The sequence below is a fragment of the Pseudomonas haemolytica genome (genome assembly GCF_009659625.1).
Lineage (GTDB): Bacteria > Pseudomonadota > Gammaproteobacteria > Pseudomonadales > Pseudomonadaceae > Aquipseudomonas > Aquipseudomonas haemolytica.
On record NZ_VOIW01000009.1, the window covers coordinates 16,306 to 39,921 of the forward strand.

A 23,616-nucleotide genomic window follows, 5' to 3' on the forward strand; every position below is an offset into this window, starting at 1 on the left:
AGTCGATGATGAAACACGAAACGATTGAAAAGAACGTCGGCCTGTTGATGCTGCTGATGGTGCTCGCCGTGAGCATCGGCGGCTTGACCCAGATCGTCCCGCTGTTCTTCCAGGACGTGACCAACAAGCCGGTGGAAGGCATGAAGCCCTACACCGCGCTGCAACTGGAAGGCCGCGACATCTACATCCGCGAGGGCTGCGTACAGTGCCACTCGCAGATGATCCGCCCTTTCCGCGCCGAGACCGAACGCTACGGCCACTACTCGGTGGCAGGCGAAAGCGTGTGGGACCACCCGTTCCTGTGGGGCTCCAAGCGCACCGGGCCGGACCTGGCCCGCGTCGGCGCGCGCTACTCGGACGACTGGCACCGCGCGCACTTGTACAACCCGCGCAACGTGGTACCGGAGTCGAAAATGCCGGCGTATCCGTGGCTGGTTACCGCCGCCGTGGACAGCAGCCACACCGAGACCAAGTTGAAAGTGATGCGCACCCTCGGCGTGCCCTACACCGACGACGACATCAATGGCGCCGTCGCCAGCCTCAAGGGCAAGACCGAGATGGACGCGCTGGTTTCCTACCTGCAAGTGCTCGGCACTGCCATCAAGAGCAAGAGGTGAGCCATGGGATTTGAATTCGATGCGGGCACCATCCGCGGCCTCGGCACGCTGGTGGTCGCCATCGCCTTTATCGGCCTGTCGCTGTGGGTCTTCAACAACCGCCGCAATGCGGAATTCGAGCAGGCCCGCCTGCTGCCGTTTGCCGATGAACCTTCCCCACCCGACGCTCAAGCAGAGCCAGCAACAAGGAGCACTCGGCCATGACTACCTTCTGGAGTACATGGATCTGCGTATTGACCCTCGGCAGCCTGATCGGCCTGACCTGGCTTTTGGTCGGCACCCGCAAGGGCGAAACCAAGGGCAGCGTCGACCAGACCATGGGCCACGCCTTCGACGGTATCGAGGAATACGACAACCCACTGCCCCAGTGGTGGTTCATGTTGTTCGCCGGCACCCTGGTGTTTGCCGTCGGCTACCTGATCCTCTACCCGGGCCTGGGCAACTGGAAAGGCGTGTTGCCGGGCTATGAAGACGGCTGGACCCAGACCAAGGAATGGGACAAGGAAATGGCCAGGGCCGACGCCAAGTTCGGGCCGATCTACGCCAAGTTCGCGGCGATGCCGGTAGAAGAAGTCGCCAAGGACCCACAAGCGTTGAAGATGGGTGGTCGCCTGTTCGCCTCCAACTGCGCGGTGTGCCACGGCTCGGATGCCAAGGGCGCCTATGGCTTCCCGAACCTGGCGGACAGCAACTGGCGCTGGGGCGGTTCGGCCGAGGCAATCAAGGCCACCATCATGAGCGGTCGCCACGCGGCAATGCCAGCCTGGGGTGAAGTGCTGGGCGAGGACGGGGTGAAGAACGTTGCCGCCTATGTTCGCCACGACCTGGCCAAGCTGCCCTTGCCGGCGGACAACACCGCCGACCTGGCCGCCGGCCAAGCTGCATTCAGCACCACTTGCGTAGCCTGCCACGGCCCGCAAGGCCACGGCGTGGAAGCCATGGGTGCGCCGAACCTGACCGAGCCCGCCGGCTTTATCTACGGCACCAGCCTGGCGCAGTTGCAACAGACCATTCGCCATGGTCGCCAGGGCCAGATGCCGGCCCAGGAGATGTTGCAAGGCAACGACAAGGTGCACCTGCTGGCGGCGTACGTGTACAGCCTCTCCCATAACGCTGATGGTGCAATGCCAGAAAGCCAACCTCAGTAAGCGCTCTACCTGTGGCGCGGGAGCAAGCTCCCTCGCCACAGGCACAAGTCGCGACCAAGTGTCGCACCCTTGCGACACCCAACTTTCCCCTCCTCATATTCGGGTCTACGCTTGTTCCCACAGTGGAGCAATTCTGGCGTAGGCGGCGGGATCCGTTGCGCCCTCCAAAATTCCTGTCCACTTGATCAGCTTTCTATTTCGGATTTAATCCTTACGCCAAACATGGAAAGGGCGCAGAATCTGGCGTGGAACGCATTGATACAGGTCAGTCATTGCGTTGCAATGGCCCCTCGGTTTCTACATACTTGCGACCGATTTTACCTATAAAAAAACCTAAACCGTGGAACCTTAGAATGAGCACAGCAATCAGTCCGACTGCTTATAACTATAAGGTAGTCCGCCAGTTCGCCATCATGACGGTGGTCTGGGGGATCCTTGGCATGGGGCTCGGGGTGTTCATCGCCTCGCAACTGGTCTGGCCGCAATTGAATTTCGACCTGCCATGGACGACCTTCGGTCGTCTGCGCCCGCTGCATACCAACCTGGTGATCTTTGCCTTCGGCGGATGTGCGCTGTTTGCCACCTCCTACTATGTCGTGCAACGCACCTGCCAGACGCGATTGATCTCCGACGGCCTTGCAGCCTTTACCTTCTGGGGCTGGCAGGCGGTCATCGTCGGCGCCATCATCAGCCTGCCCCTGGGCTACACCACCACCAAGGAATATGCCGAGCTGGAATGGCCGATCGCCATTTTGCTCGCCATCGTCTGGGTGACCTACGCGGTGGTGTTCTTTGGCACCATCGTCAAGCGCAAGACCAAGCACATTTATGTGGGCAACTGGTTCTACGGCGCGTTCATCCTGGTGACGGCGATGCTGCACATCGTCAACCACGCCTCGCTGCCGGTCAGCCTGTTCAAGTCCTACTCGGCCTATTCCGGTGCGACGGATGCGATGATCCAGTGGTGGTACGGCCACAACGCCGTAGGCTTCTTCCTCACCACCGGCTTCCTGGGGATGATGTACTACTTCGTGCCGAAACAGGCCGAGCGCCCGATCTACTCCTATCGCCTGTCCATCGTGCACTTTTGGGCGCTGATCACCCTGTATATCTGGGCCGGCCCGCACCACCTGCACTACACCGCCCTGCCGGACTGGGCCCAGTCCCTGGGCATGGCAATGTCGATCATCCTGCTGGCGCCCAGTTGGGGTGGCATGATCAACGGCATGATGACCCTCTCGGGCGCCTGGCATAAACTGCGCACCGACCCGATCCTGCGCTTTCTGGTTGTCTCCCTGGCCTTCTACGGCATGTCGACCTTCGAAGGGCCGATGATGGCGATCAAGACCGTCAACTCGCTGTCCCACTACACCGACTGGACCATCGGCCACGTACACGCCGGCGCTCTGGGCTGGGTGGCAATGATCTCCATCGGCGCGCTGTACCACATGATCCCCAAACTGTTCGGCCGCGTGCAGATGCACAGCGTCGGGCTGATCAACGCGCACTTCTGGCTGGCCACCATCGGCACCGTGCTCTACATCGCCTCCATGTGGGTCAACGGCATAACCCAGGGCCTGATGTGGCGTGCGATCAACGATGACGGCACCCTCACCTACTCCTTCGTCGAAGCGCTGCAAGCCAGCCACCCGGGCTTTATCGTCCGCGCCCTGGGCGGTGCGTTCTTTGCCAGCGGCATGCTGTTGATGGCCTACAACGTCTGGCGCACCGTGCGTGCCTCCGACCCTGTAGAAGCCGAAGCCGCCGCCAAGATCGCCGTTGTGGGAGCTCACTGATGAAGCATGAAGTAGTCGAGAAGAATATCGGCCTGCTGGCCTTCTTCATGGTCATCGCCGTGAGTATCGGCGGCCTGACCCAGATCGTTCCGTTGTTTTTCCAGGACGTGACCAACAAGCCGGTCGAAGGCATGAAGCCACGCACCGCCCTTGAACTGGAAGGCCGCGACGTCTATATCGCCAACGGTTGCGTGGGCTGCCATTCGCAGATGATCCGCCCATTCCGCGCCGAAACCGAACGCTACGGCCACTATTCGGTCGCCGGTGAAAGCGTGTGGGACCACCCGTTCCTGTGGGGCTCCAAGCGCACCGGCCCGGACCTGGCCCGTGTTGGCGGGCGTTACTCCGATGACTGGCAGCGTGCGCACTTGTACAACCCGCGCAACGTGGTGCCTGAGTCGAAAATGCCGGCGTACCCGTTCCTCGTGGAAAACAAGCTCGACGGCAAGGACACCGCGAAGAAGATGGAAGTCTTGCGCACCCTGGGCGTGCCCTACACCGACGAAGACATCGCCGGTGCGGCCGCCGCCGTGAAAGGCAAGACCGAAATGGACGCATTGGTGGCCTACCTGCAAGGCCTTGGCACCATCATCAAAAGCAAACGGTGACCTACATGGATATCGGGATGATTCGTGGCCTGGGCACCGTTGTGGTGATGGTGGCCTTTGTCGGCCTGGCGTTGTGGGTGTTCAGCCCGCGGCGCAAGTCGGAGTTTGACGACGCGACCATGCTGCCCTTTGCGGATGACCCCGAAGCCATCAAGCACGTCGAGCAAGCTTCTAGGAGTAACAAAGAATGACTACGTTCTGGAGTCTGTACGTCACAGTCCTCAGTCTGGGTACCATCTTCGCCCTGACCTGGCTGCTGCTGTCGACCCGCAAGGGCCAGCGCACCGAACAGACGGACGAGACCGTCGGCCACTCGTTCGATGGCATCGAGGAGTACGACAACCCACTGCCCAAATGGTGGTTCATGCTGTTTGTCGGCACCATCGTCTTTGCTCTTGGCTACCTGGTGCTGTACCCCGGCCTGGGCAACTGGAAGGGCTTGCTGCCGGGTTACAACTACCTCGACAACGACAAGCAAACTTCTTTCGCCAACGGCCAGACCGGCTGGACGGGTGTGCACGAGTGGGAAAAGGAAATGGCCAGGTCGGAGGCCAAGTTCGGGCCGATCTTCGCCAAGTTCGCCTCCATGCCGATTGAAGAAGTCGCCAAGGACCCACAAGCCTTGAAAATGGGCGGCCGCCTGTTTGCCTCCAACTGCTCGGTGTGCCACGGCTCCGACGCCAAGGGCGCCTACGGCTTCCCCAACCTGACCGACGCCGACTGGCGCTGGGGCGGCGAACCGGAAACCATCAAGCAAACCATCATGCAAGGCCGCCACGCGGTGATGCCAGGCTGGGCCGAAGTCATCGGCGAGCAAGGTGTGGCCGATGTTGCGGGCTTTGTGGTGACCAACCTCGACGGCCGCAAGCTTCCGGAAGGCGCCAAGGCCGACGTAGCCAACGGTGAGAAACTCTTCGCCGCCAACTGCGTAGCCTGCCACGGCCCGGCCGGTAAGGGCACGCCAGCCATGGGCGCGCCGGATCTGACCCACCCAGGCGCGTTCATCTACGGTTCGAGCTTTGCGCAACTGCAGCAGACCATTCGCTATGGTCGCCAGGGCCAGATGCCTGCGCAGGAACTGTTGCAGGGTAATGACAAGGTGCATTTGCTGGCGGCGTATGTGTACAGCTTGTCCCATGGGGATAAGAAGGCCGAGGAACAGTAAGAAGGCCTGAAAAACAACAAAGCCCCGCGCAGCGAAAGCTGGCGGGGCTTTGTTGTTTCTGGCTCCGGGAGTCTTTCCAGGCAGCAACGCACTACCGCTTGTAGACCCAGGCTTGCAGGGCCACACCGCAGAGTAGTAACGTAACTACATCCTATCCACCAAAGGGGGCCGCCCCATGACCATCACGACCATTTCCAGCCGCGAATTCAACCAAGACACAAGCGGTGCCAAAAAAGCCGCGCGCCAAGGCCCGGTTTTTATCACTGACCGCGGCAAGCCTGCCCATGTACTGCTAAGCATTGAGGACTACCAAAAACTGACAGGCCTCAATGCCGACATCGTTGACCTGTTGGTGATGCCGGAGGCGGCCGATATCGACTTCGAAACCGAACGTGCCGTGATCACTCATCGACCCGTGGACCTTTCTTGATGTATCTACTCGACACCAACGTTATTTCCGAACTTCGTAAACCTCAGGCTGACGCAAACGTGGTGGCCTGGGCAAAAAGCGTTATTGCCCCGCGCATGTTTATCTCGGCCATTACGTTGAAAGAGTTGGAAACCGGAGTCTTGCGCATAGAGCGGCGAGACCCGGCGCAAGGGAAGGTTTTGCGGACCTGGTTAAAACGCCATGTGATGCCGGCTTTCGATGCCCGGATCCTGCCGGTTGACGCTGCGGTGGCACTGCGTTGTGCGCATTTGCATGTTCCGGATCGAACCAATGAAAGTGATGCCCTGATTGCCGCGACCGCTCTGGTTCACGGACTTACCGTGGTTACTCGCAACATCAGCGACTTTCAATCGAGCGGTGTCCCACTGATAAACCCCTGGGGAGAATGACGCTTGCGCATCGCACGCCAGAAAGCCCCACCGATTAACATCGGTGGAGCGTTTTATGAGTACGGTCAGCGAGTTAGAGACGTGGTTGACCGTACACGGGCGGCCTAGGCCGGTTCTGTTCGCGTTTATAAAGCTCGAGCGGCCGAGAGTTGATTACCACCTCTAGGAACCGATCAAATGAATAGTTATCCGTACCGCTACCGGCAAATTGCAGCAAGTCTTTACTGTCCAGCAACGCATATGCCACACGCCCGATCATTTCGTCAGGGCCTTCAGCGGCCATCTTGAGCGAGTCCTGGGTGATATACCCTTTTTTGTCAGCGTCTTCCAACCTGGGAAAGTAGTGCACGGCCATCTGCGCAACTTTGGCAGGGTCGAGCCTCGGCATTAACGCTCCTGTCGGCTTTTGCTCGTACAGCCCAGCAGCGGGCTGCTGGGGAGAAAACGTTCCAACTTCCATATCTATGTACTCCTCTCGTAGTTTCACCGGTCAAGTTTGAGCGGTGTCCCCTTGAGTACCGATTAACAAACAGCCGTTCCCGAAATACATACAGCGTCATACACATGTTTATTTACACAGATATGCGAATATTAATAACTGACTAAACAATCATGTAGTGCTGTAAAAAACCGTCACACCTTGATTACTTCACGCCGCGCCCACCCTTTGAAGCAAACGAATGACCTCAGTTTTCGCAAAAATCGTCCATACTCGACAAGTCAATTGATCCAGGTCACGTACACCATCAATTGATTTCCCCCAACGCGACCAAAGGTCGCACCCTTTGAATGCCCACGGGGGCGTATCATTAGGCCACTGCAACACCCTTAATTTGACCCCGGTTGGCACGTACTGGCCGAGGCAAATCTCCACCGCCGTGGGATGCAATGATGAGCAACCAGATACCGGTACATGACGTTACCCCGCCTGCCAAAAACCCGAATAACAGCGTGGACCTCTACGCGTCGCGAGAGAAAATCTACACTCGCGCCTTCACCGGCCTGTTCCGCAACCTGCGCATGCTCGGTGGTGCCGGGTTGTTCCTGCTCTACTTCGGCACTGTGTGGCTGAATTGGGGCGGTCACCAGGCGGTGTGGTGGAACCTGCCGGAACGCAAGTTCTTCATTTTTGGCGCGACCTTCTGGCCTCAGGACTTCATTCTGCTCTCGGGCATTCTTATCGTTGCGGCGTTTGGCCTGTTCTTTATCACCGTGTATGCCGGGCGTGTGTGGTGCGGCTATACCTGCCCGCAAAGCGTGTGGACATGGATCTTCATGTGGTGCGAAAAGGTTACCGAAGGCGACCGTAACCAGCGCATCAAGCTGGACAAGGCGCCCATGGGTGCCAACAAGTTCCTGCGCAAATTCAGCAAGCACACCCTGTGGTTGCTGATCGGCTTCGCCACCGGCATGACCTTCGTCGGCTACTTCTCGCCGATCCGCGAACTGGTGTTCGATTTCTTCACCGGCCAGGCCGATGGCTGGTCGTATTTCTGGGTCGGCTTCTTCACCCTCGCCACCTACGGTAACGCTGGCTGGCTGCGCGAACAGGTGTGCATCTACATGTGCCCGTATGCGCGCTTCCAGAGTGTGATGTTCGATAAGGACACCCTGATCGTTTCCTATGACCCGCGCCGCGGCGAAGTGCGTGGCCCGCGTAAAAAGGGCATCGACTACAAGGCCCAGGGCCTGGGCGACTGCATCGACTGCACGATGTGCGTGCAGGTATGCCCTACCGGTATCGATATCCGCGACGGCCTGCAAATCGAGTGCATCGGCTGCGCCGCCTGTATTGATGCCTGCGACACCATCATGGACAAGATGGAGTACCCACGCGGCCTGATCAGCTACACCACCGAGCACAACCTGTCCGGGCAGAAGACTCACAAGTTGCGCCCACGGCTGATCGGCTATGCGCTGGTGCTGCTGGCGATGATCAGCCTGCTGGTCGGGGCGTTTTTCATGCGCTCGCTGGTAGGTTTCGATGTCAGCAAGGACCGCGTGCTCTACCGCGAAAACGCTGAAGGGCGCATCGAGAACGTCTACAGCCTGAAGATCATGAACAAAGACCAGCGTGACCACACCTACGTGCTCGACGCCGCTGGGCTACCGGACCTCAAGCTGCAAGGCCGGCGCGAGATCAAGGTAGCCGCTGGCGACATTGTCAGCATGCCTGTGGAGTTGTCGAGTGCGCCGGAACAGTTGCCGTCGAGCACCAATGAGGTGACGTTCATCCTCAAGGATGCCGATGACACCAGCGTTCATATTGAAGCCAAGAGCCGATTCATCGGCCCACAAGTCCGTTAATCAGGGAATAGAACAAATGTCCTCAGCCACTGCCGCAAGCCCTTGGTACAAGCACCTCTGGCCCTGGATCATCATCGCTATCCTGGCTTGTTCGGTGACACTGACCTTGTCCATGGTGACCATCGCGGTGAACAACCCGGACAACCTGGTCAACGACAACTACTACGAGGCCGGCAAAGGCATCAACCGCTCCCTGGACCGCGAACGCCTGGCCCAGACTCTGCAATTGCGCGCCAAGTTGCACCTGGATGAACTGACCGGCGAAGTCGAGCTGCTCCTGACCGGCAACAGCGGCCCGGGGACCCTGGAACTGAACCTGATTTCTCCGACCCAGCCGGAGAAGGATCGCAAGATCGTCCTGGCCCGCAGTGACAGTGAGCCCGGCCGTTATATCGGCCAGGTCACCGACAAGGTTGAAGGCCGGCGTTTCGTGGAATTGCTCGGCGTAGAAGGCGACCAGACCTGGAGAATGTTCGAGGAGGAAGAGGTCAGCCACGCCAAAGACTTGCTGTTGGGTGACGAACCATTGCAGGGTGCTGAAGACCTGAAGAAGTAAAAGATTACGCTTCGCGCATCGCGGGCAAGCCCTCTCCCACATGGACACCGCGATCCCTGTGAAAGTCGGGCTTGCCCGCGATGAGGCCCTCCCAGCCACCAAAGACCCCGAACCATGACCACCCCCTGCTACCACTGCGCCCTGCCCGTCCCTTCCGGCAGCCGGTTTACCGCCCAGATCCTCGGCGAACGCCGCGAACTGTGCTGCCCGGGCTGCCAGGCGGTGGCCGAGGCCATCGTGGCTGGCGGGCTGGAAAGCTATTACCAGCACCGCAGCGAAGCCTCAGCCAACCCCGAGGCGTTGCCGGTGCAACTGGTGGACGAGCTGGCGCTGTACGACCGCGCCGATGTGCAAAAACCCTTTGTGCGCCATCAAGGCGACCTTGCCGAAACCACCCTGTTGATGGAAGGCATCAGCTGCGCTGCCTGCGGCTGGCTTATCGAGAAACACCTGCGCAGCTTGCCCGCCGTAGCCGAGGCGCGGCTGAATCTGTCCAATCATCGCCTGCACGTGCGCTGGGCCGATGGGCAACTGCCGCTGAGCCAACTGCTCAGCGAGCTGCGCCATATCGGCTACGCCGCCCACCCTTACCAGGCCGACCGCGCCGCCGAGCAATTGGCCAGCGAGAACCGCCTGGCCCTGCGTCAATTGGGGGTTGCCGGGTTGTTGTGGTTCCAGGCGATGATGGCAACCATGGCCACCTGGCCGGAATTCAATATCGACCTGAGCCCGGAGTTGCATGTGATCCTGCGTTGGGTCGCGATGTTTCTCACCACGCCCATCGTGTTCTACAGCTGCGCACCGTTCTTCAAAGGGGCCCTGCGTGACTTGCGCACGCGCCACCTGACTATGGACGTATCGGTGTCCCTGGCAATTGGCGGGGCCTACCTGGCGGGCATCTGGACCGCGATCACCGGTGTGGGCGAATTGTATTTCGATGCGGTGGGCATGTTTGCACTGTTCCTGCTGGCCGGGCGTTACCTTGAGCGCCGCGCCCGGGAACGCACCGCAGCGGCCACCGCCCAACTGGTCAACCTGTTGCCCGCCTCGTGCCTGCGCCTGAAAGGCGATGGCCAGAGCGAACGCATCCTGCTCAGTGAATTGGCGCTGGGTGATCGCGTGCTGGTACACCCCGGCGCCGTGCTGCCAGCGGATGGGGTGATTCTCGACGGTCAATCCAGCATCGATGAATCCCTGCTGACTGGCGAGTACCTGCCGCAACCCCGGCAGATCGGCGACAGTGTCACGGCCGGCACGCTGAATGTCGAAGGCGCGCTGAGCGTCGAGGTGCGTGCCCTGGGCCATGACACGCGCCTGTCCGCCATCGTGCGCCTGCTGGAGCGCGCCCAGGCCGAGAAGCCGCGCCTGGCGCAAATCGCCGACCGCGCTGCGCAGTGGTTCTTGCTGTGCTCGCTGATCGCCGCCGCGCTGATCGGCCTGCTGTGGTGGGAGCTGGACCCGTCTCGGGCGTTCTGGATTGTGTTGGCGATGCTGGTGGCGACCTGCCCGTGCGCGCTGTCACTGGCCACGCCGACCGCCCTCACCGCCGCCACCGGCACCTTGCACACCCTCGGGTTGCTGCTGACCCGCGGCCATGTGCTCGAGGGCCTGAACCAGATTGATACGGTGATTTTCGACAAGACCGGCACGCTGACGGAAGGCCGCCTGGCGTTACGTGCGATCCGCCCCTTGAGCACGCTGAACCGCGACGAATGCCTGGGCCTCGCCGCCGCCCTGGAAAACCGCTCCGAACATCCGATTGCCCGCGCCTTCGGCCGTGCGCCACTGGCGGCCGAGGAAGTTCTCAGCTTCCCCGGCCTGGGCCTGGAAGGCCGCGTAGGTGAGCGGCAATTGCGCATTGGCCAGCCCGGGTTTGTCTGCGAGCTGAGCGGTTGCCCGATCCCCGAATCGCCGGATGAGCCGGGGCAATGGCTGCTGCTGGGCGACCCTGGCGGCGCCCTCGCCTGGTTCGTGCTGGACGACCGCCTGCGCAGCGACGCGCCGGCCCTGCTGGCCGCATGCAAGGCGCGTGGCTGGCGCACGTTGCTGCTGTCGGGTGACAGTTCGCCGATGGTCGCCAGTGTCGCCTTTGAACTGGGTATCGACGAAGCCCACGGTGGCCTGCGCCCTGACGACAAGCTGCAAGTGCTGCAACAGTTGCGCAAGCAAGGACGCAAGGTGCTGATGCTCGGCGATGGCGTCAACGATGTGCCCGTGCTCGCCGCAGCCGATATCAGTGTGGCGATGGGCTCGGCCACCGACCTGGCAAAAACCAGCGCCGATGCGGTGCTGTTGTCCAATCGCCTCGACGCGCTGGTGCAAGCCTTCAGCCTGGCGCGACGCACCCGTCGGGTGATCATTGAAAACCTGCTGTGGGCCGGGCTGTACAATGGCCTTATGCTGCCCTTTGCCGCCCTGGGTTGGATCACTCCAATCTGGGCGGCGATCGGCATGTCCCTCAGCTCATTGACCGTGGTGCTCAACGCGTTGCGCCTGACTCGCCTGCCGAGCGCGCAAGCCACAGGCGCCCCCTTAGTAACTCGCCCGCTGCCGGCTTGAGCCGCGCGGGCATGGAGTGCAGATGCCAGCTCTATACGTAATGATTCCGGCGGCACTGCTGTTAGTGGGTGTCGCCATCTACATCTTCTTCTGGGCAGTGGACAGCGGCCAGTACGAGGATCTCGATGGCCCGGCCCACAGCGTGTTGTTTGACGACCAGGACCCGAATCACCTGGCCGCCATCGACGAAGCCAATGGCCCCGAGCAACCACCCAAAGCCCCACCCCATGCTTGAGTTGGCGCCACTGCTGGTATCGGCGCTGATCCTCGGCCTGCTCGGCGGCGGCCATTGCCTGGGCATGTGTGGCGGGCTGATGGGTGCGCTGACCCTGGCGATCCCCAAGGAACAACGCAGCCGGCGCTTTCGGCTGTTGCTGGCGTACAACCTGGGGCGCATCCTCAGTTATGCCACGGCCGGGTTGCTGATTGGCCTGGCCGGCTGGGCGGTAGCCAATAGCCCCGCGGCGATGTTCATGCGCGTGCTCGCCGGCCTGCTGCTGATCTGCATGGGCTTGTACCTGGCCGGCTGGTGGAGCGGCCTCACCCGTATCGAAAGCCTCGGGCGCGGCCTGTGGCGGCTTATCCAGCCGGTGGCCAACCGCTTGCTGCCGGTGTCCAGCCTGCCCCGCGCCTTGCTGCTGGGCGCGCTGTGGGGCTGGTTGCCCTGTGGGTTGGTCTACAGCACCCTTTTGTGGGCGGCAAGCCAGGGCAACGCGCTGGATAGCGCACTGCTGATGCTGGTGTTCGGCCTGGGCACCTGGCCGGTTTTGCTGGCGACCGGGCTGGCGGCCGAACGCGTGACTACGCTCTTGCGCAAGCGCAGCGTGCGCATGGCCGGTGGCGTGCTGGTGATTATCTTCGGCATCTGGACCTTGCCAGGCCCGCATCAGCACTGGCTAATGGGCCATTAAAAGGCCATGTGGCATAGCGCCGCTCCCCGTTGATGCAAATCAAGATGCCTGCCCTGCCCTGCCCCTAGACTCGGCCCACTAGCCAATCCGGGGGACCGCCCGCATGCTCGACGCCATTCGTTGGGACACAGATCTGATTCACCGCTACGACTTGGCGGGGCCGCGCTACACGTCCTACCCCACTGCCGTGCAATTCGACAGCCAGGTCGGCACCTTCGACCTGTTCCACGCCCTGCGTGACAGCCGCAAGGCCGTACGGCCATTGTCGCTGTATGTGCATGTGCCGTTCTGCGCCAACATTTGCTACTACTGCGCCTGCAACAAGGTCATCACCAAGGACCGCGGTCGCGCCCAGGCTTACCTGCAACGCCTGGAGCAGGAAATCCAGCTGGTGGCTTGCCATCTCGACCCCAAACAGCCCGTAGAACAGCTGCATTTCGGTGGCGGCACGCCCACCTTTCTCAGCCACGATGAACTGCGCCAGGTGATGACACGCCTGCGCCAACATTTCAATTTGCTGGATGACGACTCGGGCGACTACGGCATCGAAATCGACCCGCGCGAAGCCGACTGGGCCACCATGGGCCTGCTGCGCGAATTGGGCTTCAACCGCGTGAGCATCGGCCTGCAAGACCTCGACCCCGAGGTGCAACGAGCGGTCAATCGCCTGCAAAGCCTGGAAGAAACCCGCGCCGTGATCGATGCGGCGCGCACCCTGCAATTTCGTTCGATCAATATCGACCTGATCTACGGCTTGCCCAAACAGTCACCGCTGGCCTTTGCGCGCACCGTGGAAGAAGTCATCCGCTTGCAGCCGGACCGCCTGTCCGTATTCAACTACGCACACTTGCCTGAACGCTTCATGCCCCAGCGACGAATCAACACCGACGACCTGCCCTCGCCAGCAGAAAAACTGCTGATGCTGCAAACCACCATCGAACAACTGACCCAGGCCGGCTACCGCTATATCGGCATGGACCACTTTGCCCTGCCGGACGACGAACTGGCCGTCGCCCAGGAAGAAGGCAAGCTGCAACGCAACTTCCAGGGCTATACCACCCACGGGCACTGCGACTTGATTGGGCTGGGGGTGTCGGCGATCAGCCAGATCGGCGACCTGTATTGCCAGAACAACAGCGACCTCAACCAGTATCAGAACGCCTTGGCGGGCGCACAGTTGGCGACCAGCCGCGGTTTGGTCTGCACCACGGACGACCGTTTGCGACGGGAAGTGATCCAGCAGTTGATCTGCAATTTCAGCCTGGAATTCGAGGAGATCGAACAGGTTTATAACATCGATTTTCGCGGCTACTTCGCCGAACTATGGCCGCAGTTGGAGACGATGGCCGCCGATGGCTTGATCGAGCTGGACGCCCAGGGCATTCGTGTACTGCCGGCTGGGCGCTTGCTGGTGCGCTCGGTGTGCATGGTGTTCGACGCCTATCTGGAGCATCAGAACAGGCAGCGATTTTCGCGAGTAATCTAAGGCAGTTACTTCATTGCCAGACTAGCGGCCTTGGCTGCATCACCGGCACTCATGTCTTTCATCGCCTTGCTGAGGGACGCCTGAGCGCCGGTCAAGCTGGCTTGCAGCGCACTCAGAGCCGATTGCAGACCAGAAAGTCGGGCGCGAGCCTGTTCTGGGCTGAGGGTCTTGTCGGCCATTACTGCCGCCATCTCAGCCTGCTTCTCGGCAATCTGCTTCTTGATCTGACGAATCATCTTCAGCAAATTCTTGATGTTGTCCGACAGGCCACTGTCGTCGATGTCACTGTTTGAGGTCTTCTCATTTGCCGCAGCTTTCATTGCGGCACCGGAAATGGTCACTGAAGCTGCAGGCTTGACTTCATCAGCCGTCGGAACCTCAGCAGCACCGGACTCGGCAGCCTTTTTGGTTTCGGGCAGTGCCTGGACTTGAGTACGAGCGGCGAGTTGAGTCGTGAGAGAGATCATTTTTAGCTACCGAGTTTGTGTTCGATAATGGTGCATCGGCGGCTTTTGCCAAATCTTTATACCCCTGTCGGTTTTTTGTACACGCTGGCCTCCATACCCCCCAGTACGTTACCCTTACGTCTTATGTGTGTTTTCCCACAAGGATTTAAGAAATGTCCGAGCCAGTTAAACTGCGCGCTCACGGCCAGGCTCATTGCAAGGATTGCAGCCTGGCCCCACTCTGCCTGCCACTTTCATTGAATCTGGAAGACATGGATGCGCTGGACGACATTGTCAAACGCGGCCGCCCGCTGAAAAAAGGCGAGTTTCTGTTTCGCCAGGGCGACAAGTTTGATTCCGTCTATGCAGTACGCTCGGGAGCGTTGAAGACGTTCAGCCTCAGCGACGGCGGCGAAGAACAAATCACCGGTTTCCACCTGCCCAGCGAGTTGGTCGGGCTGTCGGGGATGGACACTGAGATTCATCCGGTGTCGGCCCAGGCCCTTGAGACCACTTCGGTGTGCGAGATTCCTTTCGAGCGCCTGGATGAATTGGCCCTGCAACTGCCGCAGTTGCGTCGCCAGCTGATGCGCGTGATGAGCCGCGAGATTCGTGACGACCAACAAATGATGCTGCTGCTGTCGAAGAAAACCGCCGACGAGCGCATCGCTACGTTTCTGGTCAACCTGTCGGCGCGCTTCCGTGCCCGTGGATTTTCGGCCAACCAGTTCCGCTTGAGCATGTCGCGCAACGAAATCGGCAATTACCTGGGCCTGGCAGTGGAGACCGTGTCCCGCGTGTTTACCCGCTTCCAGCAGAACCAGTTGATTGCCGCCGAGGGCAAGGAAGTGCATATCCTCGACCCCATCCAGCTGTGCGCACTGGCCGGTGGTTCCCTGGAGGTCTGATCCCGTACTGCGGTCGCGCCAATCGGCGAGGCCGCAGGTATACTTCGAGTCCGTTTTCCGCCCAGGACTCTGCGACGATGACCTTCGATTCGTTCGACATCAAATCCCTGATTCGCCCCGTCATCGACTTCCCCAAGCCGGGGGTTATCTTTCGTGACATCACCCCTCTGTTCCAATCGCCCCGTGCCCTGCGCCTGGTCGCCGACAGCTTTGCCCACCGTTATGTCGAAGCCGACTTCAGCCATATCGGCGCGATGGATGCGCGTGGTTTCCTGATCGGTTCGATCATCGCCTACCAGCTCAACAAGCCGCTGATCCTGTTTCGCAAGCAAGGCAAGCTACCGGCGGACGTCCTGGCAGAGGGTTACCAGACCGAATACGGCGAGGCCCTCCTGGAAGTGCACGCCGACAGCCTGTGCGAAGGGGATTCGGTGCTGATGTTCGATGACCTGATCGCCACTGGCGGCACCCTGATCGCGGCGGCGAACCTGGTGCGGCGCATGGGTGCGAAGATCTTTGAAGCCGCGGCGATTATTGATTTGCCGGAGTTGGGTGGGTCGCAGCGCTTGGAAGATATGGGGATTCCCACGTTTTGCCTGACGCAGTTTGGGTTGACCGAAAGGTAGTCCTTGTCAGAACCGGCCTCATCGGGAGCAAGCCCCCTCCCACAGTTTTGACTGTATTGACAAATCAAAATGTGGGAGGGGGCTTGCCCCCGATGAGGACCGAAAGCACACCACAGCTCACAACCCCATCTGCTTGCTGATGATTTCGTTCATCACTTCGCGCGTCCCGCCACCAATCGACAGGATGCGGTTATCCCGGTACAGCCTCTCCACCAGGTTGCCCCGCATATACCCCTGCCCACCGAGTATCTGCACCGCGTCATAGGTCACCCGATCAGCCGTATCGGTAGCCAGGTTCTTGGCCATGGAAATCTCCTTGATCACGCTCTTGCCAGCAGCCATCTTCGCAGCCTGGCGATAAGTGAACTCGCGGGAGACTTCCACGGCGGTGGCCATTTCCGCCAGGCGATGCTTGAGCACCTGGAACTTGCCAATGGGCTTGCCGAATGCTTCGCGCTGGGCGGCCCACTTCAGGCTTTCCTCCAGGGCCAATTGCGCGGTCATGTTGGCCATCAAGGCCAGGGCCAGGCGCTCGCTCTGGAAATTGCCCATGATGCAGGCAAACCCCATGTTTTCGGCGCCGATGAGGTGGCTGACGGGCACGCGGCAGTCGTCGAAGAATAACTCAGCGGTGTCCGACGCCCACCAGCCCATCTTCTTCAGCGGCTGGCCGACCGTGAAACCGGGCGTGTCTTTTTCAATCAGCAACAGGCTGATGCCGCCGAAGCCCGGGCCGCCAGTGCGCACCGCCACGGTATAGAAATCGGCACGAATGCCACTGGTGATAAAGGTCTTGGCGCCGCTCACGCGGTAATGCTCGCCGTCACGTATGGCGCGGGTTTGCAGGCTGGCCACATCCGAGCCGCCACTCGGCTCGGTGACCGCCAGGGCGATGATTTTCTCGCCGCTCAGCACCCGCGGCGCTATACGATCGCGCACCTCGGGCCAGGCCCATTTGACGATGGGCGGCAGGCCGATATCCAGGGAGCCAAGCCCCGCCACCACGCCACCGGAACCACAGCGCATCAGTTCTTCGCTGGCGGCAACCTTGGCGAACAGGTCACCTTCGTGGCTGCCACCCAGCGCTTCGGGATAGCCAATCCCCAGGATGCCCGCCGCGCCGGCCTTGAGGTAGAGCTCGCGGGGAAAGCTCTCAGCCTCCTCCCACTGCTCGATGCCGGGCAACATTTCGCGCTCGACGAAACGGCGCACGCTGTCGCGGACCAATTGGTGGCTGGGATCGAAGTATTCCTGATAGGCAGACATCGGCAAGCTCCATGGCGAGATGGAGTGAACTTACCAAGCGCTTGCTTGGTTATCAAGGCAAACACTGTTCGGTGGTGATTTTCAGAGTGCGATGGGTTTACGACCGGCGAAAGAGTGCGCCAGAGTCCCACCATCGACCAACTCCAGCTCGCCGCCCAGCGGCACGCCATGGGCAATACGCGAGGCAATCAAACCTTTGTTGTTGAGCAGTTGGGCGATGTAATGCGCCGTGGCTTCACCTTCCACCGTCGGGTTGGTCGCCAGGATCACTTCAGTAAAGGTGCCCTGCGCTTCAATCCGCGCGACCAGTTGCGGAATGCCGATGGCTTCCGGCCCCAGGCCGTCCAGGGGCGACAGGTGGCCCTTGAGCACAAAGTAACGCCCGCGGTAGCCGGTCTGCTCCACCGCGTACACATCCATCGGCCCCTCCACCACGCACAGCAACGTGTCGTCGCGACGTGGGTCGGCGCACTGCGGGCAGAGTTCTTCTTCGGTAAGGGTGCGACACTGGCGGCAGTGGCCAACGCCTTCCATGGCCTGGCTCAGGGCCTGGGCCAGGCGTGTGCCGCCGCTGCGATCACGCTCCAGCAGTTGCAGGGCCATGCGCTGGGCAGTTTTCTGGCCGACGCCGGGCAAAGTGCGCAAGGCATCGATCAGTTGGCGAATCAGGGGGCTGAAGCTCATGGGCGACGGGTCCGACAAAACAACGAGACGCGGTTTATACCCGCGCCCCGGATTAGCGTCAAATACTCAATCCTGCGCGACGCGTACCACCAGCTTGCCAAAGTTGCGCCCCTCAAGCAGGCCGATAAAGGCTTCGGGCGCCTGCTCCAGGCCATCGACCACGTCCTCGCGGAACTTGATCTTGCCGTCGCGCACCCAAGGCGCCATGGCGCTGAGAAATTCCGGCTGGCGGTCACCATAGTCGTCGAACACGATAAAGCCCTGCATCCGCACCCGCTTGGTCAGCAAGGTGCGCTGCAGCCCCGGCAGGCGATCAGGACCGCTGGGCGCTTCATGGGCGTTATAACCGGCGATCAACCCGCACAGCGGCACGCGCGCCTTGGGGTTGAGCAAAGGCAGCACCGCATCGAAGACCTTACCGCCGACGTTTTCAAAGTAGATGTCCACGCCTTTGAAACAGGCCAGCGCCAACTCATGGGCAAAGTCTGCGCTCTTGTGGTCGATGCAGGCGTCAAAGCCCAACTCTTCCACCACATAGCGGCACTTGTCCGCACCGCCGGCAACTCCCACCACACGCAAGCCCTTGAGCTTGGCCACCTGGCCTACCACCGAACCCACCGCGCCGGACGCCGCCGCCACCACCAGGGTTTCCCCGGCCTTGGGCTGGCCGATGTCCATCAGGCCCATGTAGGCGGTCATGCCCGGCATACCCAGCACGCCCAATGCCATTGATGGGCTCGCCAGCCCCTTGGGCACCGGCATCAGGTTATGGCCATCAGTAATGCTGTGGCTTTGCCAACCGGTGGCACCGACCACCAGGTCGCCCACTTCGAATTTAGGGTTGCGTGATTGCTCGATACGGCTGACAGCGCCACCGGTCATCACCTCGTCAATTTCCACAGGCGCGGCGTAGGAAGGCGCGTCGCTCATGCGCCCACGCATGTACGGGTCCAGGGACAGGTACAGCGTCTTCAACAACACCTGGCCGTCCGCCAGGTCCGGCAAGCTCACACGCTCCAGTCGAAAATTTTCCGGCGTGGGTGCGCCTTGAGGGCGTGAGACCAGAACGATGCGTTGGTTGAGCGTCAATTCTTGAGGCATCAGCGGGGCTCCTTTTATCGGTGAGTGAATTCAACGGTATAGGGTGCAGACCATGGGTGAAGGGTTGGGGTTCGATGTTTCGACCGTCCAAAAAAAATGCCAGGCGCGATGCCTGGCATTTGAGTCTAGCCAAAGTGTGTATCAGAACGGAAGTTTCATGCCCGGTGGCAGTTGCATGCCAGCGGTCACGCCGGACATTTTGTCCTGGCTGTTGGCTTCGATCTTGCGCACCGCGTCGTTGACGGCTGCGGCGAACAAATCTTCCAGCACTTCACGGTCGTCATCGCTGACGCCCTCGAGCAGGCTCGGATCAATGCTGACGCGCTTGATGTCGTGACGACCAGTCATCACCACGCTGACCATATCGCCACCGGCTTTACCGGTGACTTCGGCGTTGGCCAGTTCTTCCTGCATCTTGGCCATCTTTTCCTGCATCTGCTGCGCCTGCTTCATCAGGCCGGCCATGCCACCTTTCATCATGGGAATCACCTCAAATTACGTGGATCAAGTTAGTAGCCCGGTGTCATGACGCCTGAGGCACCGGAGCTTCGACAGGTTCAATAGTATCGTGACGGACGACCGCACCGAACTGTTGCATCATTTGTTGGATAAGCGGATCAGCGTGAATCGAATCCTCGGCCTCGCGCTGGCGGTTAAGGCGCCTACGGGTCGCAGCCTGGGCCGGGGTTTCCTGCTCGGGCTTGATCAGCTCGATGGCGATGGTCAGCGTGCGCCCATGGAACTGGTTGAGTGCGTCGTTGAGCCGGCGCTGCTGGGTGGCATTGAACAAGGCGCTGTGGGCCGGGTCCAGGTGCAGCAGCCAGTGGTCGCCCTCGATGGAAATCAGGGTGCAGTTGGCAGCGATACTGCCGGTCATGCCGGAGATCGGCAATTTCGGAAACAATTCCAGCCATTGCAGGGCCAGGCCGGTGGCGGGGGCCGCTGCGGGTTCTGCCTCGGGCTCGGGAGCCGGCTCGGCGGTATGCTCGCTGGCCAATTCGTCCAGGTAGCTGTAGGCCGAGTCCATGTCTGGCTCGATATAGTCTTCGTCCAGCGGCGGTTCGTCGTCCAGATCGATGCCTGGGGTTGCAGCCTCAACCTGGGCGACCGTCGGCTCGGGGACCGGCGCCGAGGCCCACTCAGGGGCATCCGGCACGACGCTGTCCGGGGTCGGCGCCGGCATCGGTGTCAGCTCGGGCTGCTCGCCGGTGGTTTCCAGTACGGGTTCCACGGCGGGTTGCTGCTCGGGCTCGGCCTCAGCTTCGATCGGGTCATTCCAGGGCAGGTCGACCACAGGCTCGGGCTCGGGCTCGATAACCGGCTCGGGTTCAACCGCAGCCGCTACTGCAACCGGTTCAGGCTCAGGCTCGGGGGCTGGCACAACCGGCGCAGGCGCAGCAACTACTACTGGCGCGACAACTGCCGCGCCAGCCACTGGTTTGGCGGAATCAACTGTGGCCTGGCTGATCCCCACTGGCTTTAGCGGCTGTCTCGGCGCGTCTGCCGAATCCGCCGGCCGGAACGCCAGCATGCGCAGCAGCACCATTTCAAAGCCCCCTCGCGGGTCCGGCGCCAAGGGCAGGTCCCGACGACCGATCAGGCCCATCTGGTAGTAGAACTGTACATCCTCGGCCGGCAATGCCTGGGCCAGGGCCAATACGCGGTCGCGGTCACCATGGCCGTTGTCGACACCTTCCGGCAGGGCCTGGGCGATGGCGACGCGGTGCAGCACATTGAGGATCTCCGAGAGCACGCCGTTCCAATCCGGGCCCTGCTCCGACAAGTGGCGCACCGCTTCGAGCAACGCCTTGGCGTCACCTTCGATCAGCGCGTGCAGCACGTCGAACACCTGGCCGTGGTCAAGGGTGCCGAGCATGGCGCGCACGTCGGCAGCCATGACCTTGCCTTCACCAAACGCGATGGCCTGGTCGGTGAGGCTCATGGCGTCACGCATCGAACCGTCGGCGGCGCGGCCGAGCAACCACAGCGCGTCGTCTTCGAACGGTACGTTCTCGACGCCCAGCACATGGGTCAAATGCTCGACCACGCGCTCGGGGGTCATGTTTTTCAGAGAGAACTGCAGGCACCGCGACAAAATCGTTGCAGGAAGTTTCTGCGGGTCGGTGGTGGCCAGGATGAACTTAACGTAGGGCGGCGGCTCTTCCAGGGTTTTCAACAGTGCGTTGAAGGAGTGGCTGGAGAGCATGTGTACTTCGTCGATCAGGTAGACCTTGAAGCGGCCACGGCTCGGCGCGTACTGCACGTTGTCGAGCAGCTCGCGGGTATCTTCGACTTTGGTGCGGCTCGCGGCGTCGATCTCGATCAGGTCGACAAAGCGCCCTTCGTCGATCTCGCGGCATACCGAACAGGTGCCGCAAGGCGTTGAAGTGATACCGGTTTCACAATTCAGGCATTTGGCAATGATGCGCGCAATCGTGGTCTTGCCCACCCCGCGAGTACCGGTGAACAGGTAGGCGTGGTGCAGCCGTTGGCTGTCCAAGGCATTGATCAGAGCCTTGAGCACATGGGTCTGGCCGACCATTTCGCGGAACGAGCGCGGGCGCCATTTACGTGCAAGAACCTGATAACTCATCGAAAACCGTCGCAACTGGGAAGCGGAAGCCGGTAATGCTAGCGGAGCAAGGGGGAAATTGCATCCGGCACGCTCGTCTAATCTGACGAAGCTTGCTCGATTCGCCTCACAGAGGGCTTCTGCGCACGGTCTGCAGGAACGATTGAACGCCAACGGCCCTCCAGGCTGATGGCGGCGACGCTGGCCAGTACGATCACCGCGCCCAGTATCACCTGCAGGGCGACGTGCTCTCCGAGCAGCGTCGCGGCCATCACCATGGCCACCGGTGGAATCAGGTACATCGCCACCGAAGCGCGACTGACCTCGACGTGCTTCAACACATAGCCCCAGGCCAGATACGCCAAGGCGCTGGGGAAAATACCCAGCACCAGCACGGCGAAATTCTCCGGTAGCGGCGCCTGCAAGATGGCGGCGGGCAGGCCTGGCAGGTTCACGCAGAGCATCAAGGTGCCGGACCACACCATGTAGCACGCCATGGTCAGCGGGCTGTAACGATGGGCGTAGTGCCTCTGGATGGCGAAATACACACTCCATGAGCACGCCGCCAGCAGGATCAGCAAGCCTCGTGGATCAATGTCGCCCACGCCCTGGTCACCCCAGATCACCACCAGCACGCCGGCCAAACCCAACAGCACGCACCCCCAACGCCAGATGCTGACCCGCTCCTTCAAGCAGAAAAACGCGATCAACACACTGAACAGCGGCGCCGACTGTGCCAACACACTCGACGCCGCCGCCGTCACCCATTGCTGCCCGTGATTGAGACTGATGTGGTGCAGGAACACCCCGAAAAAACCCAGTACCAGCAGCCACGGCAGGTCGCGCACATGCGGCCGCCCAATACCGACCACCCAGGCCACGCCCGCCATGAATACCGACGCGATCAAAAACCGCAGCAATGCCAATTGACCCGGACTGTAGCTATGCAGCCCCATGTGCACACCGATGGGTGAATAGGCCCAACAGAGGATGACGGCGGCAATGACTAGCGTAAGCTTTAGCGGTGACGGGGTATTCATCGACGGCATCCACACATTGAGAAGGCATGCCGTCAGTCTTGGCCCACGCCAGGCGCAGGACAATTAAGCGTTTCTGACTTCTGAAATCACTGGAACTGAGCAATGGAACTGGCCCAACTGAAAATGGTGCGAGCCGTGGCGCAAACCGGCAGCGTGGCCCAGGCCGCCCTGCAGTTGCACTGCGTGCCGTCCAACATCACCACACGCATCAAGCAGCTGGAAAGCGAGTTGGGCACGCAGTTGTTCATCCGCGCCGGCCGCGGGCTGGCGATCAGCGCCGCCGGTGAGATCTTCCTGGATTACTGCGAACGCATCCTGGCCTTGGTGGATGAATCCAAACGTGCAGTGGATGCCAACGCCATTCCCCGTGGCACCTTGCGCATTGGCGCGGTGGAGTCCAGCGCCAGCGGCCGCCTGCCACCGTTGCTGGCTGAATACCACCGACGTTACCCGGACGTCAGCCTGGAACTTGTCACCGGCGCCTGGGCGCAACTGCTGGACGACCTGCAACACCATCGGCTGGATGTGGCGCTGGTGGCCGCCGGTGGCAAACGTACGAAGCTGGAGCAAAGCGTGGTCTACAGCGAACGCCTGGTGCTGATCGCCAGTGCGTCCAGCGCGCCTATCAACAGCGCCAAGGACCTGGCCGGCCGCACGCTGCTGGTGTGGCCACCGGGCTGCCCCTATCGTGCCGCGCTGGAAAACTGGCTCAAGCCCCATGACGTGAAGCCAGCGATTGCCAGCTATGCCAGTTGGGGCACGATCATCGGTTGCGTCAGCGCCGGGATTGGCGTGGCGTTGGCGCCTGAGGGCATTCTGGCGCGCTATGAACAGGCCGATCAGTTGGCGTCCTATCGGTTTGAAGAACTGGCAGCGGTGGACAACCTGCTGTTCTGGCACAAGGACACCCAGCGACATCTGGCGCGGGATGCGTTTGCCGGGCTACTGCGCGAGACCTTTGGCTGACAGCGCCTGACTAA

26 protein-coding genes are annotated in these 23,616 nt (G+C 61.1%); 18 read left to right on the plus strand and 8 right to left on the minus strand.

Annotated features, from left to right (window positions below; genetic code table 11):
- Positions 1–8 precede the first annotated feature (8 nt).
- The 9 genes from ccoO (FRT59_RS24975) to FRT59_RS25015 all read left to right on the plus strand — a co-directional run bounded on the left by ccoO (FRT59_RS24975) (position 9) and on the right by FRT59_RS25015 (position 6,174).
- A complete protein-coding gene (gene ccoO / locus FRT59_RS24975) occupies positions 9–617 on the plus strand; it encodes a cytochrome-c oxidase, cbb3-type subunit II (protein ID WP_003193159.1) in 609 nt (202 codons plus the stop codon).
- 3 nt (positions 618–620) lie between these two features.
- Positions 621–821 carry a cbb3-type cytochrome oxidase subunit 3 gene (locus FRT59_RS24980; RefSeq protein WP_003193161.1) on the plus strand — a complete coding sequence of 67 codons (201 nt, stop codon included), beginning with the start codon at positions 621–623 and terminating at the stop codon, positions 819–821.
- Positions 818–1,765 (plus strand): cytochrome-c oxidase, cbb3-type subunit III, encoded by a 948-nt coding sequence (ccoP, locus tag FRT59_RS24985; protein WP_034119261.1) that lies wholly within the window; start codon positions 818–820, stop codon positions 1,763–1,765. The genes FRT59_RS24980 and ccoP (FRT59_RS24985) overlap by 4 nt, the downstream gene beginning before the upstream one ends.
- A gap of 353 nt (positions 1,766–2,118) precedes the next feature.
- Positions 2,119–3,561 carry a cytochrome-c oxidase, cbb3-type subunit I gene (gene ccoN / locus FRT59_RS24990; protein WP_034119262.1) on the plus strand — a complete coding sequence of 481 codons (1,443 nt, stop codon included), beginning with the start codon at positions 2,119–2,121 and terminating at the stop codon, positions 3,559–3,561.
- Complete coding sequence (ccoO, locus tag FRT59_RS24995) at positions 3,561–4,169, plus strand: cytochrome-c oxidase, cbb3-type subunit II (RefSeq protein WP_003193167.1); 609 nt, start codon at positions 3,561–3,563, stop codon at positions 4,167–4,169. Before ccoN ends, ccoO (FRT59_RS24995) begins: the two co-directional genes overlap by 1 nt.
- A 5-nt stretch (positions 4,170–4,174) precedes the next feature.
- Complete coding sequence (locus tag FRT59_RS25000) at positions 4,175–4,360, plus strand: CcoQ/FixQ family Cbb3-type cytochrome c oxidase assembly chaperone (protein WP_005790274.1); 186 nt, start codon at positions 4,175–4,177, stop codon at positions 4,358–4,360.
- Complete coding sequence (gene ccoP, locus FRT59_RS25005; protein WP_034119264.1) at positions 4,357–5,334, plus strand: cytochrome-c oxidase, cbb3-type subunit III; 978 nt, start codon at positions 4,357–4,359, stop codon at positions 5,332–5,334. Before FRT59_RS25000 ends, ccoP (FRT59_RS25005) begins: the two co-directional genes overlap by 4 nt.
- 175 nt (positions 5,335–5,509) lie before the next feature.
- On the plus strand, positions 5,510–5,764 hold the full coding sequence (locus FRT59_RS25010) for a type II toxin-antitoxin system Phd/YefM family antitoxin (protein ID WP_010208555.1): 255 nt from the start codon (positions 5,510–5,512) through the stop codon (positions 5,762–5,764).
- Entirely contained in the window at positions 5,764–6,174 is a 411-nt protein-coding gene (locus FRT59_RS25015) for a type II toxin-antitoxin system VapC family toxin (RefSeq protein WP_153872655.1), read from the plus strand. Before FRT59_RS25010 ends, FRT59_RS25015 begins: the two co-directional genes overlap by 1 nt.
- Positions 6,175–6,247: 73 nt before the next feature.
- Here FRT59_RS25015 and FRT59_RS25020 read toward each other — a convergent pair whose 3' ends face one another.
- A complete protein-coding gene (locus tag FRT59_RS25020) occupies positions 6,248–6,634 on the minus strand; it encodes a hypothetical protein (RefSeq protein WP_153872656.1) in 387 nt (128 codons plus the stop codon).
- A gap of 431 nt (positions 6,635–7,065) precedes the next feature.
- Here FRT59_RS25020 and ccoG point away from each other — a divergent pair, with 431 nt between their 5' ends.
- The 6 genes from ccoG to hemN all read left to right on the plus strand — a co-directional run bounded on the left by ccoG (position 7,066) and on the right by hemN (position 13,993).
- Positions 7,066–8,481: a cytochrome c oxidase accessory protein CcoG gene (gene ccoG / locus FRT59_RS25025; protein ID WP_034119269.1), complete on the plus strand. Its 1,416-nt coding sequence runs from the start codon at positions 7,066–7,068 to the stop codon at positions 8,479–8,481.
- 16 nt (positions 8,482–8,497) lie between these two features.
- Positions 8,498–9,037, plus strand: a complete 540-nt coding sequence (locus FRT59_RS25030) for a FixH family protein (RefSeq protein WP_034119270.1) — start codon at positions 8,498–8,500, stop codon at positions 9,035–9,037.
- A 114-nt stretch (positions 9,038–9,151) separates the two neighbouring features.
- Positions 9,152–11,596 carry a heavy metal translocating P-type ATPase gene (locus tag FRT59_RS25035; RefSeq protein ID WP_153872657.1) on the plus strand — a complete coding sequence of 815 codons (2,445 nt, stop codon included), beginning with the start codon at positions 9,152–9,154 and terminating at the stop codon, positions 11,594–11,596.
- Positions 11,597–11,618: 22 nt separating this feature from the next.
- Complete coding sequence (ccoS, locus tag FRT59_RS25040; RefSeq protein WP_034119272.1) at positions 11,619–11,831, plus strand: cbb3-type cytochrome oxidase assembly protein CcoS; 213 nt, start codon at positions 11,619–11,621, stop codon at positions 11,829–11,831.
- Positions 11,824–12,507, plus strand: a complete 684-nt coding sequence (locus FRT59_RS25045; RefSeq protein WP_153872658.1) for a sulfite exporter TauE/SafE family protein — start codon at positions 11,824–11,826, stop codon at positions 12,505–12,507. The genes ccoS and FRT59_RS25045 overlap by 8 nt, the downstream gene beginning before the upstream one ends.
- Positions 12,508–12,610: 103 nt before the next feature.
- Positions 12,611–13,993: an oxygen-independent coproporphyrinogen III oxidase gene (gene hemN / locus FRT59_RS25050; RefSeq protein WP_034119275.1), complete on the plus strand. Its 1,383-nt coding sequence runs from the start codon at positions 12,611–12,613 to the stop codon at positions 13,991–13,993.
- Positions 13,994–13,998: 5 nt separating this feature from the next.
- Here hemN and FRT59_RS25055 read toward each other — a convergent pair whose 3' ends face one another.
- Positions 13,999–14,460 carry a hypothetical protein gene (locus FRT59_RS25055; protein ID WP_153872659.1) on the minus strand — a complete coding sequence of 154 codons (462 nt, stop codon included), beginning with the start codon at positions 14,458–14,460 and terminating at the stop codon, positions 13,999–14,001.
- 152 nt (positions 14,461–14,612) lie between these two features.
- Between FRT59_RS25055 and fnr the strand changes: the two genes are divergently transcribed.
- Positions 14,613–15,347 (plus strand): fumarate/nitrate reduction transcriptional regulator Fnr, encoded by a 735-nt coding sequence (gene fnr / locus FRT59_RS25060; protein ID WP_034119279.1) that lies wholly within the window; start codon positions 14,613–14,615, stop codon positions 15,345–15,347.
- A 77-nt stretch (positions 15,348–15,424) separates the two neighbouring features.
- Positions 15,425–15,973 carry an adenine phosphoribosyltransferase gene (locus FRT59_RS25065; protein WP_034119280.1) on the plus strand — a complete coding sequence of 183 codons (549 nt, stop codon included), beginning with the start codon at positions 15,425–15,427 and terminating at the stop codon, positions 15,971–15,973.
- Positions 15,974–16,090: 117 nt separating this feature from the next.
- Here FRT59_RS25065 and FRT59_RS25070 read toward each other — a convergent pair whose 3' ends face one another.
- The 6 genes from FRT59_RS25070 to FRT59_RS25095 all read right to left on the minus strand — a co-directional run bounded on the left by FRT59_RS25070 (position 16,091) and on the right by FRT59_RS25095 (position 22,636).
- The gene (locus tag FRT59_RS25070) at positions 16,091–17,239 is read right to left on the minus strand and encodes an acyl-CoA dehydrogenase family protein (RefSeq protein ID WP_153872660.1); all 1,149 of its coding nucleotides are present in this window, start codon (positions 17,237–17,239) and stop codon (positions 16,091–16,093) included.
- 81 nt (positions 17,240–17,320) lie between these two features.
- A complete protein-coding gene (recR, locus tag FRT59_RS25075) occupies positions 17,321–17,923 on the minus strand; it encodes a recombination mediator RecR (protein ID WP_034119283.1) in 603 nt (200 codons plus the stop codon).
- Positions 17,924–17,989: 66 nt separating this feature from the next.
- Positions 17,990–19,024, minus strand: coding sequence for an NADP-dependent oxidoreductase (locus tag FRT59_RS25080; protein ID WP_034119284.1), 1,035 nt, complete (start codon positions 19,022–19,024; stop codon positions 17,990–17,992).
- Positions 19,025–19,165: 141 nt separating this feature from the next.
- Positions 19,166–19,504 (minus strand): YbaB/EbfC family nucleoid-associated protein, encoded by a 339-nt coding sequence (locus FRT59_RS25085; protein ID WP_017527493.1) that lies wholly within the window; start codon positions 19,502–19,504, stop codon positions 19,166–19,168.
- A gap of 43 nt (positions 19,505–19,547) precedes the next feature.
- Positions 19,548–21,617, minus strand: a complete 2,070-nt coding sequence (gene dnaX, locus FRT59_RS25090) for a DNA polymerase III subunit gamma/tau (protein ID WP_153872661.1) — start codon at positions 21,615–21,617, stop codon at positions 19,548–19,550.
- 77 nt (positions 21,618–21,694) lie between these two features.
- Positions 21,695–22,636 carry a DMT family transporter gene (locus FRT59_RS25095; RefSeq protein ID WP_153872662.1) on the minus strand — a complete coding sequence of 314 codons (942 nt, stop codon included), beginning with the start codon at positions 22,634–22,636 and terminating at the stop codon, positions 21,695–21,697.
- A 102-nt stretch (positions 22,637–22,738) separates the two neighbouring features.
- Between FRT59_RS25095 and FRT59_RS25100 the strand changes: the two genes are divergently transcribed.
- Complete coding sequence (locus FRT59_RS25100; RefSeq protein ID WP_153872663.1) at positions 22,739–23,602, plus strand: LysR family transcriptional regulator; 864 nt, start codon at positions 22,739–22,741, stop codon at positions 23,600–23,602.
- Positions 23,603–23,616: the final 14 nt, after the last annotated feature.

What these genes read in the sequence shown, in the direction of transcription:
- FRT59_RS25035 (WP_153872657.1), top strand. Translation starts at nt 9,152, where the DNA reads ATGACCACCCCCTGCTACCACTGCGCCCTGCCCGTCCCTTCCGGCAGC.
- FRT59_RS25010 (WP_010208555.1), top strand. Translation starts at nt 5,510, where the DNA reads ATGACCATCACGACCATTTCCAGCCGCGAATTCAACCAAGACACAAGC.
- ccoP (WP_034119261.1), top strand. Translation starts at nt 818, where the DNA reads ATGACTACCTTCTGGAGTACATGGATCTGCGTATTGACCCTCGGCAGC.
- ccoN (WP_034119262.1), top strand. Translation starts at nt 2,119, where the DNA reads ATGAGCACAGCAATCAGTCCGACTGCTTATAACTATAAGGTAGTCCGC.
- FRT59_RS25080 (WP_034119284.1), bottom strand. Translation starts at nt 19,024, where the DNA reads ATGCCTCAAGAATTGACGCTCAACCAACGCATCGTTCTGGTCTCACGC.
- FRT59_RS25000 (WP_005790274.1), top strand. Translation starts at nt 4,175, where the DNA reads ATGGATATCGGGATGATTCGTGGCCTGGGCACCGTTGTGGTGATGGTG.
- FRT59_RS25065 (WP_034119280.1), top strand. Translation starts at nt 15,425, where the DNA reads ATGACCTTCGATTCGTTCGACATCAAATCCCTGATTCGCCCCGTCATC.
- ccoS (WP_034119272.1), top strand. Translation starts at nt 11,619, where the DNA reads ATGCCAGCTCTATACGTAATGATTCCGGCGGCACTGCTGTTAGTGGGT.
- ccoO (WP_003193167.1), top strand. Translation starts at nt 3,561, where the DNA reads ATGAAGCATGAAGTAGTCGAGAAGAATATCGGCCTGCTGGCCTTCTTC.
- fnr (WP_034119279.1), top strand. Translation starts at nt 14,613, where the DNA reads ATGTCCGAGCCAGTTAAACTGCGCGCTCACGGCCAGGCTCATTGCAAG.
- FRT59_RS24980 (WP_003193161.1), top strand. Translation starts at nt 621, where the DNA reads ATGGGATTTGAATTCGATGCGGGCACCATCCGCGGCCTCGGCACGCTG.
- ccoG (WP_034119269.1), top strand. Translation starts at nt 7,066, where the DNA reads ATGAGCAACCAGATACCGGTACATGACGTTACCCCGCCTGCCAAAAAC.
- FRT59_RS25020 (WP_153872656.1), bottom strand. Translation starts at nt 6,634, where the DNA reads ATGGAAGTTGGAACGTTTTCTCCCCAGCAGCCCGCTGCTGGGCTGTAC.
- FRT59_RS25045 (WP_153872658.1), top strand. Translation starts at nt 11,824, where the DNA reads ATGCTTGAGTTGGCGCCACTGCTGGTATCGGCGCTGATCCTCGGCCTG.
- FRT59_RS25015 (WP_153872655.1), top strand. Translation starts at nt 5,764, where the DNA reads ATGTATCTACTCGACACCAACGTTATTTCCGAACTTCGTAAACCTCAG.
- FRT59_RS25095 (WP_153872662.1), bottom strand. Translation starts at nt 22,636, where the DNA reads ATGAATACCCCGTCACCGCTAAAGCTTACGCTAGTCATTGCCGCCGTC.
- dnaX (WP_153872661.1), bottom strand. Translation starts at nt 21,617, where the DNA reads ATGAGTTATCAGGTTCTTGCACGTAAATGGCGCCCGCGCTCGTTCCGC.
- ccoP (WP_034119264.1), top strand. Translation starts at nt 4,357, where the DNA reads ATGACTACGTTCTGGAGTCTGTACGTCACAGTCCTCAGTCTGGGTACC.
- hemN (WP_034119275.1), top strand. Translation starts at nt 12,611, where the DNA reads ATGCTCGACGCCATTCGTTGGGACACAGATCTGATTCACCGCTACGAC.
- recR (WP_034119283.1), bottom strand. Translation starts at nt 17,923, where the DNA reads ATGAGCTTCAGCCCCCTGATTCGCCAACTGATCGATGCCTTGCGCACT.
- FRT59_RS25100 (WP_153872663.1), top strand. Translation starts at nt 22,739, where the DNA reads ATGGAACTGGCCCAACTGAAAATGGTGCGAGCCGTGGCGCAAACCGGC.
- FRT59_RS25055 (WP_153872659.1), bottom strand. Translation starts at nt 14,460, where the DNA reads ATGATCTCTCTCACGACTCAACTCGCCGCTCGTACTCAAGTCCAGGCA.
- ccoO (WP_003193159.1), top strand. Translation starts at nt 9, where the DNA reads ATGAAACACGAAACGATTGAAAAGAACGTCGGCCTGTTGATGCTGCTG.
- FRT59_RS25070 (WP_153872660.1), bottom strand. Translation starts at nt 17,239, where the DNA reads ATGTCTGCCTATCAGGAATACTTCGATCCCAGCCACCAATTGGTCCGC.
- FRT59_RS25085 (WP_017527493.1), bottom strand. Translation starts at nt 19,504, where the DNA reads ATGATGAAAGGTGGCATGGCCGGCCTGATGAAGCAGGCGCAGCAGATG.
- FRT59_RS25030 (WP_034119270.1), top strand. Translation starts at nt 8,498, where the DNA reads ATGTCCTCAGCCACTGCCGCAAGCCCTTGGTACAAGCACCTCTGGCCC.